This window comes from Gracilimonas sp. BCB1 (genome assembly GCF_040117685.2).
In the GTDB taxonomy this organism is placed as follows: domain Bacteria; phylum Bacteroidota; class Rhodothermia; order Balneolales; family Balneolaceae; genus Gracilimonas.
The window spans coordinates 196,454-214,340 of record NZ_JBEDYP020000012.1; the positions used below are offsets into that span (position 1 = coordinate 196,454).

The window sequence follows — 17,887 nt, forward strand, 5'->3', positions numbered from 1 at the left end:
TATGATTATTTCAAAAAAGAGTGCATTTAATTTCTTAGTCCTGGGCCTCTCTTTGGTAATGGCTATTTCCTGCGGGAAAGCAGAGCAAAATAAGGGCTCGGAAGTTGAATCTAACCAGGTTCAGGCCATCAACGAGGACTCTTCCGCTACGGAAAAAATGTACATAGAAATGGATATCGAAGGAATTCCCTCATTGAAACGAGGGGATTCTTTAGAAATCAGCGTGACCGGAAATGAAGGGGAAAATATGAACCTTCAAATTCGGCGGGTTCAGGAAATGATGCCCGGAATTACATCGGTCTCTGCTTTTGTAGGAAGCAGTGAAACCGGTCAGGCTACGCTAACGGTAAAGGGGCAAAAAGTTACCGGCATTATTGATCTTTTCGATCAAAAGAAGAAATACACTTTTGCTTATGATAGTGCCGCCAGTTCCTATTATCTGCAACCCATCAATCCCGAAGACATGGATGTGTTACCGGGAAGTAAGCCTCTATCTCCAAATGAATAGATAATGATTTAATCACCCCTTCATCCGGCTAAACCGAAGGGCTGATATCATCCAGTTGGGAAGATTCTTTTTTGGATCCCGCTTGGTCATGTCAATGTACCAGCCAATCTTTTTGATGATAGGTACTTTATGTGTTTCCACAAACTCGATCAGCGTGCCATCGGGGTCTTCTACATAGGTGAACCGCCCGGCGGCTTCGCCCATATCAAAGCTGTCAGCAGAATCTACGGTGAACGGAAACCCATTCGATTCAAGCTCTTCTTTCAGGGCATCCATTCCCTGCACATCAAAACAGAGATGGATAAAACCCAGGTCTCCCCAATATCGATCTTTGAATAATTTGCGTGGTTCACGCCCCTCAACTTCGATGAGCTCTATTTCCGTAGGGCCAAACATTTGGCTGAAGCCACCCTGACGGGATTGAGAGTGTCGCAGTAAAACGCGCCGGTATTTGTCGTCCCCACCGGGCAACCCTTTAAAGTCATCAAAAGCAGCGGTTTTGTCGTATACAACTTCATCATAACCCAGCACATCGGAGTAAAGCTTTCGGGCTTGTTCAATATCTGTGGAACCGATAATGGCACCTACCACACCCCCGGTAGAAGCGGGTGTTTTAGTTTTGAAGAAGTCGAGGCCTTTTACAACCTGCCAGATGTTGCCGTACAAATCCTTAACAAAAAAGTTATAGTCTCCCGCAGGGTTTTTCTCAAGAGGAGTAAGTATGTCCAATCCCGCAGCTTCCATTTCGTCAAAAGTGCCGGGAACATTAATGGATTTAATTTTGCCCACATTAATTCCAAGGTCTCCCATCATTAAGTCAAAGTCAGCGGGCTGAGGCTCCCGGCTGGTATATTGCCAGATTTCGAAGCCTCCGCCACCTTTCATATTCAGGGCCAGCACGGCGGTTCGGTCGTGCGCTTCGCCGCCGGTGTATGGAGTCATCAGTTCGGCTGTGGCAGAGTCTTCAAATACTTTGATATCCATCCCAAAATGCCGACGATACCAGTCCGTTGCTTTTTGGACATCCGGAATGCCGATTCCAATTTGCTGAATGCCGGAGATTACTTTTTCCATGAAAGTGAAATTAATAGAGGGTTAAAAGTCGCAGCAAAGGTACGTGTTTTTAGTCGTTCAGAACAAATGAGAGCCAGCTACTGACCAGATAAACCGACAAGAAATGCTTTGAAATCATCGGTGTTGTATTTAGCCATTCCTGCATGTTTCATTGCGATGATACCGTCAGGGGAAATAACGTAGGTAGTTGGAACCATCGATGTGTCAAATACACGGGGTTTAGAAATAACCGAATAAACGGGAAACGTAAATTCTTTTCGGCCAATAAAATCCCATGCTTTTTGCGGGTCTTGATCTAAAGAAGCCATAACAAATACAACGTTTTCATCATCAAGCTCATTATAAAGGGACTGTATGTTCGGCATTTCGGCAATGCAAGGCGGGCACCAGGTCGCCCAAAAATTCAGGAAGATCGTTTTGCCCTCAAACTCAGAAAGGGAAGTGCGGTTTCCGTTTATAGTAAGCAAAGGCATGTTGTAATCAGCCTGGTTTCCATGCTGTATTGATTCTTCAACATCGGGCTGAAAGAGGCCGGTATATAAAATGACGCTTTGAAGCTTTCCGATTACTTCGGTGTGATACCCGGTTCCATATAAAACAGCCGCGACCAGAAAGATCACACCCCATTGCAGGAGTTCTTTTTTAAAGGAGGATGTCTTTTTATGTTTTTGCTCTTTTTCATTCATGTCACAAGATCAGAAGGATTTAAGAATAAAAAGAGCTTGTAGTAACAACAAAGCTGTTATATAAAAGTAGAAATCTCATCCAGCGACTTTTTGGTGATGTCGGGCACTTTCACTCCGTCCGCAGGATATCCAACAACCAGGAGTAAGAAAGGCTTTTCATGGGAAGGCCGACCCATAATCTCATTCAAAAAACCCATGGGACTTGGGGTGTGTGTTAATGTGGCTAAACCCGCATTGTGTAAAGCGGTGATCAAAATTCCGGTGGCTATACCTACCGATTCCTTTACGTAATAATGCTTTTCTTTTTCACCATCCTTATCCAGATTATAGCTTTGGGCAAAGATACCGATCAGGTAAGGAGCCTCTTCCAGGAAGGGTTTGTTTTCATCGGTGCCGAGGGGACGAAGGTCTTCAAGCCAGTCTTCGGGGGCGCGGCGGTTATAAAATTCGTGCTCTTCTTTTTCCGCCTCAACCCGAATTGTTTTTTTCACCTCCGGATCGCTGACGGCCACAAAATGCCAGGGTTGCTTGTTGGCCCCATTAGGAGCGGTGCCGGCTGCAAGCAAGCATTTCTCGATAACTTCTTTGGGGACCGGGCGAGAACTAAATTCTCTTACCGTGCGTCTGCGCTTTACCAGTTCGTAGAACTCCGAAGCTTTCCGCTTCATTTCATCCTGTGGGATTTCATTATAAGATTCGAGGGGTACAAATATAGCTTCTCGCATTATTGTCTGGTGTGCTTGTTATTCAGCTATAAGTTACTTTACTCCTGAGCCTTTTGCCAACCACCAGGGGTGAACTTCCACAGCCAGCCGGCCGGCTTTTACCATCGGGTCGTTTTCGGCATATTCACGAGCCTGTTCAATGGTGGCTACGTTGTAAACAGAAAATCCCCGGATGTCACTTTCTCCGCCGGAGGGCCCGTTGAGGTTAATAATTCCTTCTTCATACAACCCGCCCAAATAAGCGAGGTGTTCCTGCTGAAGCTTCATGGCTTCTTCTTCAGTTCGACTGCGCTCCGGGCCCGATTTCAGGAAAACGATAAAATACTTTTGCATGGTGAATTTTTCCCCGGCCCACTCATATTCAAAAGTTTCGGGTTGAGCCGTGGAATCGGCCTCCTGGGCAAAAACAGGTAGAGATAAAAGCGCAAAAAGGATGAAAAGAGCTGAATGCTTCATAGTAATGGTCAATTATTGTGGATTATTGAATAGTAAGAACTCTGAAATCAAAAACGAATATAAGATTCGGGATTAACCGGCTCCCCGTCTTTTAGGATTTCAAAATGAAGGTGTACTCCGCTGGAGGTTCCCGTATTCCCGGCTTTCCCAACAACCTGACCTTTTTTAACGCGATCGCCTTCTTTTACTTTAATTTTGCTCATGTGAGCATACACGGTTTCTAATCCACCCGAATGCTTGATGCGCACCATTTTTCCGTAGCCCCGGCCATTTCCTGCTTTTACAACCACGCCCTGTTCGGCCGCATAGATATTATCTCTCAGGTTAGCATCCAGGTCCACGCCTTCGTGGGTGCTACGCCACCGGGGACCGAATTTAGAAGTGACGAATGTATTATCCATGGGCTTGTCAAAATTGACGGCTGTGACCCTCATGAGTGGCGGGAGCTTGGTTTTATCTTCCTCGGGACGCACTCTCTCATTCCATGGAATACTGATGGAAATCCCAACAGAAAATGTCACCGGACTAAAATCAAAAGAGCGAAAAGCCGGACTTTCGGTGAAGCTGCTTTCAGGAATGATGTTCTGTGGAAGGTTATTGGTTTTGGTGATTTCAGCCTGAAGGCGCACAAAATTCAGCAGGTAATATTTTACTCCTCCGGTAAAAGAGGTTGTGAAACGGTCGGCATTTTCGGTGGGCTTCACCCAGGACGGGTTTCCATTGGGATCGGTTGCCTTAATATTAAAATTCCAAACTCCTCCGGCTTTCACTCCGCCATGCACGCCCAGTTTGGGCCATTGCAAACCGGCCGTTGCACCAAAATTGATCTGATTAAAGTTAACCGGCCCGCCAATCAGGAAGTCTTCCTGGTTCTGCACCAACAGCTCGCCCTTTCCCGCCACATACAACCGATACAGCAAATATCGTTCAAGCTCCACCTCCAGCATACCCTTTACCGCTTTATTGATTTCTCCCGAATAGGTTCGGTTGGGCACGTAGTTGAAGCCCACACTCTGTACGTTATAGGTTGCGGATAGGCGCCAGTCCTGAGAGGATGCTATTTGCGGAAAAGTGCTCAGCAGTGTGATGCATGTAAGAAAGAAAGCCGCAGTAGTTTTCGATTTATTGTAACCCATCAACCCAAAGTATTTCTGTGAATATGATCAAACATGATTATAAAACCGTTAATCCGCAACTGCTGATTCAGTTCTTAAAAACAGCTGCCATTCCTTTTGTTCTTCAAGCCTTTCCCGGTATCGCAAACGAAAGCTTTCTTTATCAATCAGTGCGATCCAGCGATCTGCTAAATCAAATTCACCCATAAAAGAAAGCCGGTCAATTGCAGTATCATATATATCAAACCAATGCGGATTTGGATTATGCTCTAGAAGTTGATGGGCATAGAGAATGGCAAGAGAGTCCCTGTTTTCCGTCAGGGCCTTATTCAAGCTCAGCATCTTGTTGGGGAGGTTCAGGCTGGCAAAAGTGGCGCCGTCCGGGAAAACGTTTTGATACCGTCGTTGTACATGATTTTTCCACTGCACAGAATCTATCCGAAGCGTAAGGGTATAACGGAAGTTACGTGCTTCAGACTGTTTAATTTTTGGGCTGATATATTCCAAAACAGAGTCCGCTTTTTGGATTTGCCCGGCCAGAAACAGCGCATCGGCTTTGAGTACCTGCAAAGCAAGCAGCGAATCGTTTGGGGTGATGATTACCGAAGCGTCTTCATAATTACCCTGCATCAGTTCTGAACGAACCCGGGCATCTTTCACCAAATCATTCTTGGGAAAGAGTTTGTACAACTCATCCAGTGATTGGTAAGCAGCCAATGTATCCCGGTCGGCTAATAAAAACCGGTATTCATCCCAAAGCCTCATTTCTGTAGAAATGGAATGAGGGCAGTCCTTTTCAAATAAAGATCGCTGTGCAAAAATAAACTCCGATACTTGCCGATCTATAGAGTCGAGTGGAGTGGCAGCTAAGGCTTGGTGCCACCCATCAACTAAGGCAGAGAAAGAAGTGTCATAAGCTGACTCTATATCGGCTGTGGCATAAGCGTCTTTGAAGGAATCCACGCTATAATTCGATAAAAGGTATTCCACAAAAGAACCGGCCGTTGTGTAGCTGACAGCTCCGGAGCTGCTATAAAAGCCGGAAAAGGATAAAGCCGATTGCATGTCTTCTGTAGAAGGGTAGGGTTGCTCCCCCGCTACAATTTGATGAAGTGTTGACCGGGGAGAAGCGCCTTTGGCAATGCCTTCAGCGAGCCCCTCAATCAGCCCGATGCTTCTGCTTCCGTTAAAAAGGGCATTACCAAACTGCTTGGAAAGTACGTGAACCAGCTCGTGCTTAAGCACATCTTCCAATTGCTGTTTTGCGATATGCAGCTGATCCTGTGCCAGCCAAATAGGAACATAGCTGGTAAACTTGGCACCGGTTATTTTTTTCTTCTGCCAGGCGTGTGCATAAAAATAACTTTCAACCCTTCGGTCTTCCGGCCACTCGATATTCAGCCGGTCATTAATCTGCTGAAAGTAAAACTCATGCTTTGCAGCCCAATACTCAATTTCCTCTGGCGAATAGAAGCCTTGCTCAAAGTGGATAGTAAAGTGTGTGGTTTGATGCTCTCCACCAAGCTGAGCCTGTATAGATTCTTGCGGACTGATGATCCCGGCTTCGTCAAGGTTCAGATAGCTGAATAGTAAGCTGATGAGGGTAAAACCGGTGACAAGCTTGGTTTGCAGATTCCGGCTCCAGTTTGGCAGCACCCAAAGAAGAATGATCCACAGAAAGGTAATCCATCGAAAATAGAGAAAAGCACCGGTAAGCTGCACGGCCTCATCATAAATAGGCCCCGGCCAAACTCCCCAAACATGATTATAAAAATAAACCTGCGGAAAGCTTAAAAACTCAATCACCCAAACGCCCAAGCTGATAAAAAGAAGAACACCAAGGGTCAGTGTCTTTGCAAAAGGAAGGTAGAAAGAACGGATCAATCGGCCGATAGCCGTTCCCAGAAAAACGGAGGGAAGTGGAATGAAGATCCAAAAACCAAACCCATCAAAGGTAAGGCAGCTGGTGAATAGTGCGGTGATAAATAGCGGAAGCCCGCCAAGGAAGATATATCCCAGTATGGTTAATGAATGCCTGAAATCCTGAGTGGCGGTCGGCTTTACCGCTTTGATGGCCGCCCAAAAACAACCAATAATGGCAACCAGGGCTGCTGATTCAAAATGAAAATCACGGAGCAAGGGTATGGGCAGTAATGCGATCCCAAGTAAAACAGGAGTCAGATATGGCAGGGCTTTTTTCAGCAAGATCGGTTCGGTGATGTGATGATGAAGTAAGGTATCAAAAACTACATCACTTAATCACCCTCAATTAACTCCTGCCCAATATACCCACCAGATAAGTACAAACTGTAAAGGTAAGCGGGCCACAAGAGCCCAGGTATATAAGGTGAGGCCATGATTTTTGTATCCGCCCCATGCCATATCAATGTTTGCTGGAAAAACAACGATCAGTAATACAATTAGTCCCCAGGTGGCATAAGTGCGAAATTCGGGAATCATAATTCCTGCCCCTCCCAATATCTCGGCAACCCCGCTTATAAAAACCATCGCTTTGTGATAGGGAATGTAGTCCGGCATGATGCTTATATACATCCCGGGCTTAAGGAAATGCAACAAGCCCGCCAGCATAAAGAGCACGCCAATCAGGTACCGATGAAAAGAAGGCTCGAAAAGAAAAGACATTCAGTGATAGGGTGAAATGGTGATAAAGTGATTAAGAAAATACTTATCACTCATCACTTTATCACCATATCAAGTTACTTCTTAAACATGGTGCTGAGCACAAACCACACATTTTCTTTTCGTTCCATTAGCCGGCGCTTGAAGTAGGGAAACCAGTCGGTGCCAAACGGAACATAAACCCGGGCCGAATAGCCTTCATCACTAAGCTGAACCATGGTTTCTTCCCGGAGTCCATACAACATCTGAAACTCAAAGCGATCTTTAGGGATGTCATTCTCTGCAGCGTAGGCTTTAATCCAGTCGATGAGCTCATCATCATGAGTTCCAAAACGGGGGAAAGGAGTTTTTTCTAACAATACTTTTGCCTGCTCTTTGAAGGCCTCCCGAATGGCCGGCATATTTTGAAGGGCAATTTTTGATGGTTCGCTGTAGGCTCCTTTTACGAGTCGGATATCAGCTCCCATTTCGGCCAGCTCATGTATATCGTTGTGACTTCGGTGCAGCATAGCTTGAATTACCGTGCCCACATGCTTGCCATATTTCTCAAAGGCTTCTTTGAAAATATCCAGCGTAATTTGGGTGTGATCAGACCCTTCCATGTCAATACGCACAAACTGATCTTGTTCTTTAGCTACATCCAGCAATCGAAATAGGTTTTCCCGCGTGAAGTCATGGTCGATATCAAGCCCCATCATGGTCAGCTTTATGGAGATACTGCTGATTAAACCCTGCTCTTTAATGCCTTCAAGTAGCCGGATGTATGCGTCAACGGTATCCGTTGCTGTTTGGCGACTCTCAACATTTTCTCCTAAAAGATCTAAGGTAAGCTTAAGATCTTTGTTGTTTAATTTTTTTGCTTCGGAGATGGATTCTGTGAAAGACTCACCGGCTACAAAGCGTTTTGCTAAAATGAAAGGTAACTTCATGAAACTCCAATTTTTGATGGCGGGCAAATTTAATCAATAGTTCACATCAGTGCCCACATAAAAATGTAACTACTGCAAAAATCATTCGTGTAAAGAGAGTGAGTGAAAACCAATGGAGAAAATATGAGTTCAACAGGAAAATATTTAAACAAATTGATGCTATCCGGCGCGTTAGTGGCCGGACTTTTTTTGGCTACTGCACAGTCTGTGTTTGCCCAGTCAAGTGACGAAGCCTATCGCGTTGAAGAGTTCGATGTATCAGGACAAGTAAGCCTGGAGGTGAGAACCTCAGGAGGAAGCATTTCGGTACTTGGGTCAAACGAGGATGAAGTAGTTGTGGAAATGTATGTCCGAAAAAGAGGTGATTATGTAGAACCCGGTGAAGCTGACCTCGATGATTATGAAATAGAAATAGCTCAGGATGGAAATAAAGTTCGGGCGATTGTGGAAAGAAGATCGGGTGGCTGGAACTGGAATAACAACGGATACTCCATTTCATTTGTAGTATATGCTCCGGAAGAAACCCGTACCCGCCTCAAGACCTCCGGTGGCAGCCTGACGGTTCGAAACCTGAGTGGTTCCCAGGAATTGAAGACCTCCGGCGGAAGCATTACAACCGAGGGCATTCGAGGTACGATGGTTCTCAAAACCTCCGGAGGCAGTATTAATATGAGAGAAGTTCAGGGAGATGTAGAAGCTAACACCAGCGGGGGAACCATTCGTGCCGAAACCCTGGTCGGTAATCTGGATGCTAAAACAAGTGGTGGAAGCATTCGCCTTGCCGGCATTGAAGGAAATGTGGAGGCCAAAACAAGTGGTGGTTCGATCAACGCCGAGATTCTGGCCCCTTCTGATTATATAGAATTGAAGACCTCCGGTGGAAGCATCACCATTAGAGTGCCCCAGGAAAATGGATATAACTTAGACCTGGACGGAAATCGCGTTTACGTTGACCTGAACAATTTCAGCGGACAAGCTGAAAAGGATGAAATTAGCGGCACCATGAACGGAGGCGGAACCCTTATTGAGGCCAAGACCAGCGGAGGCTCGGTTCGTTTAGAATATTTATAAGAGGGCGATTACGATATACACTAATAAATCAGAAAGCGAGGGATAGAATCTCTCGCTTTTTTTGTTGGCTGATGGTGTCGGTTCACTCCCAACAAATGTTTATATTCAGGGTTCGACTAAATCAGGATTCAACAAATCTATGTCCACAATTCAAACGGCAAGTAAAGAAGCAAAAGAGAAAGAAGAAGAGCGTCCGATAATTATTAAGGGGGCGAGGACACACAACCTCAAAGACATTGATGTAGAAATACCCCGCAACAAGCTTACTGTGGTTACCGGAGTTTCGGGTTCAGGAAAATCCAGCCTCGCTTTTGACACTATTTATGCAGAAGGTCAGCGCCGTTATGTGGAGAGCCTTTCCAGTTACGCCCGCCAGTTTTTGGAGCGCATGGACAAGCCGGATGTGGATTTTATGCAGGGAATTTCGCCTGCCATGGCCATTCAACAAAAAACGACTACATCCAATCCTCGTTCAACCGTTGGTACAACTACCGAGATCTATGATTATGTTCGGCTGTTGTTTGCCCGGATAGGGAAAACGATATCTCCGGTTTCAGGAGAAGTGGTAAAAAAGGATACCCCCCGAACCGCCATTGAAAAACTGTTTGAAAGCCAGGAAGAGGGTGAGCGGTTTTATGTGCTTCATCCCATTCCGCAACACGAAAAAAAGAAACTCGATGAGGAGCTTAAGGTTCTCAAAGAAAAAGGACTAACTCGTCTTTTGAATATCGATGACGAAAGCATGGTTGATTTGACCACGGATGAAATCAACCTGAAGAAATTTAAAGCTGATAAGCACCGTGTGTTGATTGATCGTCTGGTTTTGAAAGATGATAAAGATACCCGTACCCGAATTGCAGATTCACTGGAAACCGCTTTTCAGGAAGGCAGCGGAAGATGCTCGATCAAGATGCGAGGAGGAGAAGAACTCCGGTTCAGTGAACGCTTTGAAAAGGATGGTATTGAATTTACTGAGCCGACTCCTCAAATGTTTTCATTCAATAACCCTTTTGGGGCTTGTGACAACTGCGAGGGCTTTGGGAAAGTATCCGGTATCGACGAAGACCTGGTTATTCCCGATCATCAAAAAACGATCAGAAACGGAGCCATCGCTCCTTTTGATTCACAAAAATTCAGTATGCATCTTCGGGATTTAATAAAGGTGGCCGCTCGTGAAAAATATCCTATCGACACTCCCTATGCCGAGCTTTCCAAAGAGTTCAAAGACGTAATCTGGAAAGGAAAGGATGAATACATTGGCATCTGGAAGTTTTTTGATGAGATCAAAAACCAATCTTATAAAGTGCATATGCGGGTGCTGTACTCCCGTTACCGCGGATACAGTCGCTGCCAGGAATGTGAAGGTTACCGGGTTCGCAAAGATGCCTTGTACGTAAAAGTTGGTGATTTACATGTGGGGGAAGTATCAGAGCTTACCATAGGTCACGCCCGCGAATATTTTGAAGATCTTGAGCTTACTGAGTTTGAGGAAGGCGTAGCGGGACAAATTCTATATGAAATCCGAAAACGACTCAAATACCTCGATGAAGTAGGGCTGGATTATTTGACCCTGGACCGATTGGCAAACACCCTGAGTGGCGGTGAGTCTCAGCGAATCAGTCTGGCTAATGCATTAGGGAGTTCTTTGATCGGGAGTCTGTATGTATTGGATGAGCCGACCATCGGACTTCATCCCAGAGATAACGACCGATTGATCAAAATTCTGGAATCACTCAGAGATATCGGAAATACCGTGCTGGTAGTAGAGCACGATCCGGAAATGATTAAGGCGGCTGATAACGTGATTGACATCGGGCCCTTTGCCGGAACTCATGGTGGAGAAGTGGTTTTTCAGGGCGCAGTGGACAAACTCGTTAAAGCAGATACCCTGACCGGAAAGTTTTTAAGTGGCCGGAAGGAAATCCCCGTTCCCCAAAAGCGGAGAAAAGGAAACGGTAAAACAATAGAACTACGGGGTGCTTCAGAGCATAATCTTAAAAATGTGGATGTAGACTTTCCGCTGGGTATGATGACAGTAGTGACTGGTGTTTCCGGTTCGGGAAAGTCCACATTAGTCCATGATACGCTGTATGGCGGTATTCAGAAACACATTGGTTCGTACAATGACAAAGTGGGGCGCTTTTCGGATTTATCAGGAATGGCGGCGGTTCACGGGGTAGAGATGGTAGACCAAAGCCCGATTGGCCGGTCTTCCCGGTCCAACCCGGCCACCTATACCAAGGCTTTTGATGGAATTCGTGATCTGTTTGCCAATACCAAGCAGTCCAAAATAATGGGGTATGAACCGGGGCACTTTTCTTTTAACGTGCCCGGAGGTCGCTGCGAAAATTGCCAGGGAGAAGGTGTTCAGCGGATTGAAATGCAGTTTATGGCCGATATTGAGCTGACCTGTGAAGTGTGTAACGGAACCCGCTTCCGGAAAGATGTGCTAAGCGTAAAGTATCGCGGGAAGAATATTCATGATGTGCTGGAAATGCCGGTTTCGGAAGCCATCGAGTTTTTTGTGGACGAAACGACCATCATCAATAAATTGCAGCCCCTGGAAGATGTTGGGCTTGGATATTTGAAATTAGGCCAAAGTGCGACCACTCTGTCAGGAGGGGAAGCCCAGCGGGTGAAGCTGGCTAAATTTCTGGCTAAGACATCCACCGACCACACCCTGTATTTCTTCGATGAGCCCACCACCGGTCTTCACTTTGAAGATGTAGCCAAGCTGCTGGACTCCTTTAATGAGCTGGTTGAGCAGGGGCATTCGGTCATTATTATCGAGCACAATCTTGACATCATCAAATGCGCCGACTGGATTATTGATATCGGACCGGAAGGCGGTTTTGGAGGCGGACAGATTGTCGCTGAAGGCACTCCGGAAGACATTATGGAACATAATGAAAGTTATACGGGTACATTTCTAAAGGATTACCTGCAACAGAAGTGAAGTGGCATTGCAGGTTTAGTTAGAATACCAATCAAAACAAACCTAACGATACAATGAAACTAAGAAGTGCGATAATCGGAATGGTAACCGGAGTTTTCTTTACGCTGGCGAGCGTAGCACAGGCTCAGGTACTCCCAAAAATTGGTATTAAAGCCGGTGCAAACTATTCAACGTTTAACAATACCGACGATGTGGAATATAAAACAGGGTTTATTGGTGGAATCTATTCAAGCATTAAAGTCCCGGCCTCGCCCCTTACCATTCAGCCGGAGGTTTTATATGCCCAATATGGTGCAGGAATCGAAAACAGTGACGCCTGGTTTCGGGTAAACTACCTGCAAATACCGGTCCTGCTTAAGTTTGGGTTTAACACTCCCGGAATTAAGCCCAACGTATATTTTGGCCCGTATATGGGGATCAATCTTAACTCAGAAATAAAAAATGAAAGTGGCTCAATTAATCTTGACGACCAGGCTGAAGGGACTGATTTTGGGATAGCCGTTGGAGCCGGATTAGACGTACGTAAATTCAACATCGGGTTGCGCTACACGGCTGGACTGAAAGATGTGGCCAACGATAACTTCAACGATGAAGCTAAAAATGGAGCCTTTGCACTTACAGTAGGCGTGGAGTTTTAGGAAAACCATTTATAGGAATATTTGTTGGAGAAATCCTTCAGTATAAAGCGTGATTGAATATTTAAACTTTCAAATAGTAAAATCACGATGATACTGTTATAATAGCACCTGTTATTCATCAACAAATGCTCTACCCTTGTTTTACAGGCTGCTCACATTAAACTGGAGGATTTTCATCTCCAACCTGAATCGGTTTCAGCTGCTGCTGACCATTGGGTATATCCTGTTTTTGGGGATTATGTTGGTGAATCTTGCCGGAACGGCCATTGTAGTAGTGCTGATGGACAGCGATCCCTGGATGCAAATGCAGCTCCCATGGCTTACACCGGATATCTATTCATTTATCCTGCTGGTGTTTGCGAACGCCTATTGGGTGATGCACTTTTCCTTCACCAACATGCGGCTGATGAACATCGAGGAAAACCGAAAGCTGCTGGGCTTTGGGTTTCCGCTGAAAAGGCTGGCTAAGTATCTCACCATCATTGGGTTTTGTCACCCGGTTAATATCATTTATAATTTAACCTGGCTGGTATTTTTGTTGATACAGGTGCATGCAGCCTATCAGGTTCCGGTAGCAATAGCTGCGGTAGCGTTGAACTATGTGCTCATTTATTCTGTGAAACACCGGTTTATCCGCGTGGTTGAAAAACGGTTTATTGCAGTAGTAGTGGGTTTTCTGGTATTGGTCTTTGGGCTGTTTCAACTGGTGTCGCTTTTTGCTTCAAATTCAACGAGGATTTTTGCAGAGCTGATACCCCAGGTAGAAACGGTAAATGCATTTTTATCATGGATGCCGGGAGGGATGCTCATCCAGACGGTTACGGAAGATTACGGATGGATGAATGCGCTTACTATACTCTTCTTTTCCATAGTGTTAATCGGACTTACAGTAATCGATCACTTCAATAAAACCAAAGAAGGCTTGTTAAACCCCGGCCTGAAGAAAGCCGAAGAGGAAAACAGCAAGCTTTGGAAGGTGCTTCGGAAAGTGTTGGGTCGTAATGCCGGTAAATACTATTTCTATGTGATGAAGCATCCGTACAACCGGCTGCAGGTTCTAACACTGACTATCATCCCGATTGTATATGTGCCGCTGTTAATGAATGTGGATTATGAAGTAGCACAAACCATTTTAATCCCAACCATCCTTGCCGGCATACCGGTGGCGTTGCTGGCTATGGGAATGGCGAATATGTATGGCTATGAAAACCGGGAGTTTTTGCTTCACCTACAGTTTCCCATCAATTTGGAAAAGCAACTGAAAGAGCGGTTTCTGGGAGTGGTGTTGCTTCCTTTGCTGGTGTTTTACCTGATTACGGCTTTTGAACTGCTTGTGATTCCTGAAATCGGTTCACCCCTGCAAATATTTGTAGCCAACACCTTTTTCTTCCTCATGTTCATGCTATTATTTGTGTGGAGTTCCTATTTTCAATATCAGAAAGCCACCTATTCTTCTTTTAGTTACAAGCATCCCATTATCCCGCAGAAAGTAACTTTCGCCATTTCATTCCTGATTTTTTCGATGGGATATATGGTTTTTGTTCCACTAAACGGATTGGAGTGGTATCGCCTGACGATTATGGGAACGGTAATTGTAATTATGGTTATTTACCTGTGGCGGCATATGGATGTTTTGGTTAACCTGTTTAAAAACCGAGTATTGATGAGATTATGGAGCGAGCTGTAGAGTTAAAAAATCTGGATAAGAGCTACGAGGAAACTCCGGTGCTTAAGAAGCTGAACCTAGACATTCCAAAAGGAACGGTGTTTGGGCTGATTGGTCCGAATGGGGCCGGGAAAAGTACATTGATTGGCGTGTTGACAGGCTTGTTGAGTTTTGAGCGCGGAGAAGTAATTATTCACGGTATGAAATTGAACCCCAAAAATGAGCTCGAAATTAAAAAGCTGACGGCCTCGGTTCTGCAACCTCCACTCTTATTTGAGCAGTTCAGCAGCCTGGAGTTTATTGAGTATGTATGCGAAATCTACGAAGTGGAAAAAGAGGGATTGATAGAAAAGGCGTATTCCCTGATGGATTATTTCGACATCAAGGATTTTGCCAAGATTAAAGTGAATAAACTTTCATCGGGGAGCCGAAAAAAACTGGCTTTTGTTACATCCGTTTTGGTTGAGCCGAAGTTGTTACTGCTGGATGAGCCATTCGAGGCCGTAGATGTAATCTCAATCGAGCGGATGAAAAATATTATCCGGCGCCTGAAGCAAAAGGGGGTAACCATCATTGTAACCAGTCACATTCTGGAAGTTGTAGAAAACCTCTGTGACGATATAGCCATTTTGCATCATGGCCACATCAAAGCCTACCTGGATTCCGTGAGTCGAAAAGAACTTCAAAAAGATGCCAGCCTTCACGAGATATTTGAAAAGTATGTGGAAGTGGAGCGTAAAGAAGAGATTGTAGACTGGCTGTAGCACTCCCTTTTTCAATCCACTATTTTTGTTAGCTTTACTAAAAGATATTCGGGAATCAAATAGGTGGATATTATGGAGAAGTCGGAGTTTGAGAAGCTGGAGAAGATTATAGACGATGTGCTGCTTCTTCCGAAAGAGGAGCAAAAAGCTCGTATCAAAGAACTTTGCGGGGGAGATGAAAAGCTTCAAGAGCAAGCAGAAGAACTGCTGGAATCTATTCATGACAGTGAGACCTTTCTGGATGACCAAAAGAAAAACCTGAAGTCGTTAATGGACGATATTTCTGAAGAGATCTCAGCCGAAATTCCCGCGGAAGACTTCACCCGCGAAAACTTTGGGTTCTATACCACCACCGGTAAAATAGATCAGGGCGGAATGGGAGTTGTCTATAAAGCCCGGCGCTCGGATGGCGAGTTTGAGAGAGAAGTAGCTGTCAAGGTTCTGAATCGGCGGTTGGTGAGCGAGAGCTGGGAGAAACGATTTAATCAGGAAAAAGCAATCCTGGCCAGCCTGGATCATCCCAATATCGCTAAGCTGTATGATGCGGGAATATCTCAGAAAAATCGCCCCTATTTGGTGATGGAATATGTGGAGGGGATGTCACTAAAGGAATACATCCAAAAAGAGGAGCCGGGGCTTAAAGAATCTCTTGCCAAGTTTAAAGAGATCTGTGAGGCCATTGACTATGCCCATCGCAACCTGATTGTACATCGGGATATTAAACCACAAAACGTGCTAATTAATGAGCAGGGCCGCGTAAAGGTGCTGGATTTCGGGATTGCCAAAATAATCTCTGAAGAGCTAACGGAAGAAGAAGTGGTGCAGACCATTGAATCGGGCAGGCTGCTGAGCTTAAGTTATGCCGCCCCCGAACAGGTTAATATGGGAAAAATTACCGTAGCCACGGATATTTATGCACTGGGATTGGTGCTGTATGAAATGCTTGCCCGGGAGAAACCATTCGATCTTTCGGGAAAGACCCTGCAGCAAGCCGAGAAAATTATCCTTAACAGAGAGACCGAAAATATCAGCTGCAAGGCGAAGGTTAATCTCCGAAAAATTGATCCCAAAGATCTGGATGCCATTGTAAGCAAATGTCTTCGAAAAGAGTCCGAATACAGGTACTCGTCGGTTCGTGAACTGATAACCGACCTTGAGAATCTTCAGAATAAAAAACCGGTTACGGCCCGGCAGAACACCCGCAGATATAAGACCGGAAAATTTATAAAAAGGAACAAGTATCAGCTTTCGGTTGCAGCTACATTTTTAGCAGCAATCATAACATTTGGGATATTTTATAGTGTCAATATCACAAAAGAGAAAAACCGGGCGCTGGAAGCCTTAAGCAGAGCTAAGATGGTAAGCGATGTAATGGTAAGTGTTTTTGAGGAGGTAGATTACACTACGACCGAAGACCCCCGGCTTGCTACAAGCCGTTTTCTTGATGAGTCGCTGGCTATGGTAGAATATAAATTCAAGAATGTTCCCGGAGAAAAAGCCCGTTTGCTGTTAAATTTTGGGTCCATAAAGTTTAATCTTGGAGAGCTGCAAATGGCGGATTCGTTGCTTAACGAATCGTCTTCCATACTTCGGTCTTTAGAAAAAGATAATGAGTACAGATATTGGCTGGCTGACGTGTATAACAAAAAAACGGACCTGTTGCGGGCAAAGGGTCAGGACAGAAAAGCCCTGCAATATGCAGACTCCCTGCAGTTGTTTCTGGAAAGAAATGAACAGGAAATCAGAAACTTACAAATAGTCCCGCTGGATTGGCAGGCCTATATGCTGTCGTCCAAGTCATACAAGGCCGAAGTGTTTACTTATCTCGGAGAATATGAGAAAGCGGATAGCCTGTATTCCGAAATTTTTAAGGGGTATGCTGCCCGGAAGGATACCATGTCGGACGCATACTGGGTGAGTCGGCACGACCACGGTTGGCTGCTGTTCGACAATGGAGAATACGAAAAGGCTGTTTCAACATTCGAGGATGTAATTAAGGCACGAACGGAAGGTTATGAAGAGGGAAGGATATATTACACTCCCACCAAAATAGCCGGGGCACATTCAAGTATTGCTTGGGCTTTGCATATACAAGGAGTAAGTGACAGGGCCGAAAAACATGCCCGGCAATCGCTTGCATTGTACAACGATATTTTTGGAGACAAGCCAAGCATCAAAAAGGCAAAGGCGATGAACGATTTAGGTATTATCATTCAGCGACAGGGAGAATACGAGGAGGCCAGAGAGCTGATCGAAAAAGCTTACTACATGCGAAAAGATTTGCTGGGCGATACACACCCCCTGACCTTAACCAGTGAAGGGAATATGGGACTTGTATATTATTATGATGACCAAAAAGACAAGGCTCTGGAGTGGTTTATAAAAGCCCATAAAAGCAATATTAAGGTAAAAGGGGAGGTACATCCCGATCACATGAGGGAGTTAAGTAATATAGGGGCCGTGTACATGCAAATAGGAGATAATGACAGGGCCAGGAAATATTTTAAAAGGGCCCTAGATATAGGCGGGCAGTTTTTCGATACTACAAATGTTTTATACAACAGAACATTGTCTGCTTACAACTCAATCAAGTAGCTTACTGTTAAAAAAGCAGGCTGTTACCATACCGGAAAATAGGGATTTCCCCTATTCAATCATT

15 protein-coding genes are annotated in these 17,887 nt (G+C 45.0%); 7 read left to right on the top strand and 8 right to left on the bottom strand.

The annotated features are described in order from the left end of the window. The first annotated feature begins 1 nt into the window (after position 1). On the top strand, positions 2 to 508 hold the full coding sequence (locus ABFW99_RS07345; RefSeq protein ID WP_349354865.1) for a hypothetical protein: 507 nt from the start codon (positions 2 to 4) through the stop codon (positions 506 to 508). 12 nt (positions 509 to 520) lie between these two features. Here the strand turns inward: ABFW99_RS07345 and ABFW99_RS07350 are convergent, their stop codons facing one another. The 8 genes from ABFW99_RS07350 to ABFW99_RS07385 all read right to left on the bottom strand — a co-directional run bounded on the left by ABFW99_RS07350 (position 521) and on the right by ABFW99_RS07385 (position 8,133). Then, positions 521 to 1,582, bottom strand: a complete 1,062-nt coding sequence (locus ABFW99_RS07350; protein WP_349354866.1) for a VOC family protein — start codon at positions 1,580 to 1,582, stop codon at positions 521 to 523. A gap of 77 nt (positions 1,583 to 1,659) precedes the next feature. Further along, positions 1,660 to 2,268 carry a TlpA family protein disulfide reductase gene (locus tag ABFW99_RS07355; protein ID WP_349354867.1) on the bottom strand — a complete coding sequence of 203 codons (609 nt, stop codon included), beginning with the start codon at positions 2,266 to 2,268 and terminating at the stop codon, positions 1,660 to 1,662. A 56-nt stretch (positions 2,269 to 2,324) separates the two neighbouring features. Beyond that, positions 2,325 to 2,993, bottom strand: coding sequence for a nitroreductase family protein (locus ABFW99_RS07360; RefSeq protein WP_349354868.1), 669 nt, complete (start codon positions 2,991 to 2,993; stop codon positions 2,325 to 2,327). Positions 2,994 to 3,026: 33 nt separating this feature from the next. Beyond that, the gene (locus tag ABFW99_RS07365; RefSeq protein WP_349354869.1) at positions 3,027 to 3,449 is read right to left on the bottom strand and encodes a YciI family protein; all 423 of its coding nucleotides are present in this window, start codon (positions 3,447 to 3,449) and stop codon (positions 3,027 to 3,029) included. A 47-nt stretch (positions 3,450 to 3,496) separates the two neighbouring features. Next, the gene (locus ABFW99_RS07370) at positions 3,497 to 4,585 is read right to left on the bottom strand and encodes a M23 family metallopeptidase (protein ID WP_440707460.1); all 1,089 of its coding nucleotides are present in this window, start codon (positions 4,583 to 4,585) and stop codon (positions 3,497 to 3,499) included. 48 nt (positions 4,586 to 4,633) lie between these two features. After that, complete coding sequence (locus ABFW99_RS07375) at positions 4,634 to 6,769, bottom strand: hypothetical protein (RefSeq protein WP_349354871.1); 2,136 nt, start codon at positions 6,767 to 6,769, stop codon at positions 4,634 to 4,636. A 60-nt stretch (positions 6,770 to 6,829) separates the two neighbouring features. Beyond that, on the bottom strand, positions 6,830 to 7,207 hold the full coding sequence (locus ABFW99_RS07380) for a DoxX family protein (RefSeq protein ID WP_349354872.1): 378 nt from the start codon (positions 7,205 to 7,207) through the stop codon (positions 6,830 to 6,832). A 74-nt stretch (positions 7,208 to 7,281) separates the two neighbouring features. Then, positions 7,282 to 8,133, bottom strand: a complete 852-nt coding sequence (locus ABFW99_RS07385; RefSeq protein ID WP_349354873.1) for a proline dehydrogenase family protein — start codon at positions 8,131 to 8,133, stop codon at positions 7,282 to 7,284. Between the two features lie 123 nt (positions 8,134 to 8,256). Here ABFW99_RS07385 and ABFW99_RS07390 point away from each other — a divergent pair, with 123 nt between their 5' ends. The 6 genes from ABFW99_RS07390 to ABFW99_RS07415 all read left to right on the top strand — a co-directional run bounded on the left by ABFW99_RS07390 (position 8,257) and on the right by ABFW99_RS07415 (position 17,823). After that, complete coding sequence (locus ABFW99_RS07390; RefSeq protein ID WP_349354874.1) at positions 8,257 to 9,204, top strand: DUF4097 family beta strand repeat-containing protein; 948 nt, start codon at positions 8,257 to 8,259, stop codon at positions 9,202 to 9,204. 139 nt (positions 9,205 to 9,343) lie between these two features. Beyond that, the gene (uvrA, locus tag ABFW99_RS07395) at positions 9,344 to 12,160 is read left to right on the top strand and encodes an excinuclease ABC subunit UvrA (RefSeq protein ID WP_349354875.1); all 2,817 of its coding nucleotides are present in this window, start codon (positions 9,344 to 9,346) and stop codon (positions 12,158 to 12,160) included. Between the two features lie 53 nt (positions 12,161 to 12,213). Next, on the top strand, positions 12,214 to 12,798 hold the full coding sequence (locus ABFW99_RS07400) for a porin family protein (RefSeq protein ID WP_349354876.1): 585 nt from the start codon (positions 12,214 to 12,216) through the stop codon (positions 12,796 to 12,798). 136 nt (positions 12,799 to 12,934) lie between these two features. Then, positions 12,935 to 14,485 carry a hypothetical protein gene (locus ABFW99_RS07405; RefSeq protein WP_349354877.1) on the top strand — a complete coding sequence of 517 codons (1,551 nt, stop codon included), beginning with the start codon at positions 12,935 to 12,937 and terminating at the stop codon, positions 14,483 to 14,485. Further along, the gene (locus ABFW99_RS07410; RefSeq protein WP_349354878.1) at positions 14,470 to 15,228 is read left to right on the top strand and encodes an ABC transporter ATP-binding protein; all 759 of its coding nucleotides are present in this window, start codon (positions 14,470 to 14,472) and stop codon (positions 15,226 to 15,228) included. Before ABFW99_RS07405 ends, ABFW99_RS07410 begins: the two co-directional genes overlap by 16 nt. Before the next feature lie 72 nt (positions 15,229 to 15,300). Then, positions 15,301 to 17,823 (top strand): serine/threonine-protein kinase, encoded by a 2,523-nt coding sequence (locus tag ABFW99_RS07415; protein ID WP_349354879.1) that lies wholly within the window; start codon positions 15,301 to 15,303, stop codon positions 17,821 to 17,823. The last annotated feature ends 64 nt before the right edge of the window (positions 17,824 to 17,887 follow it).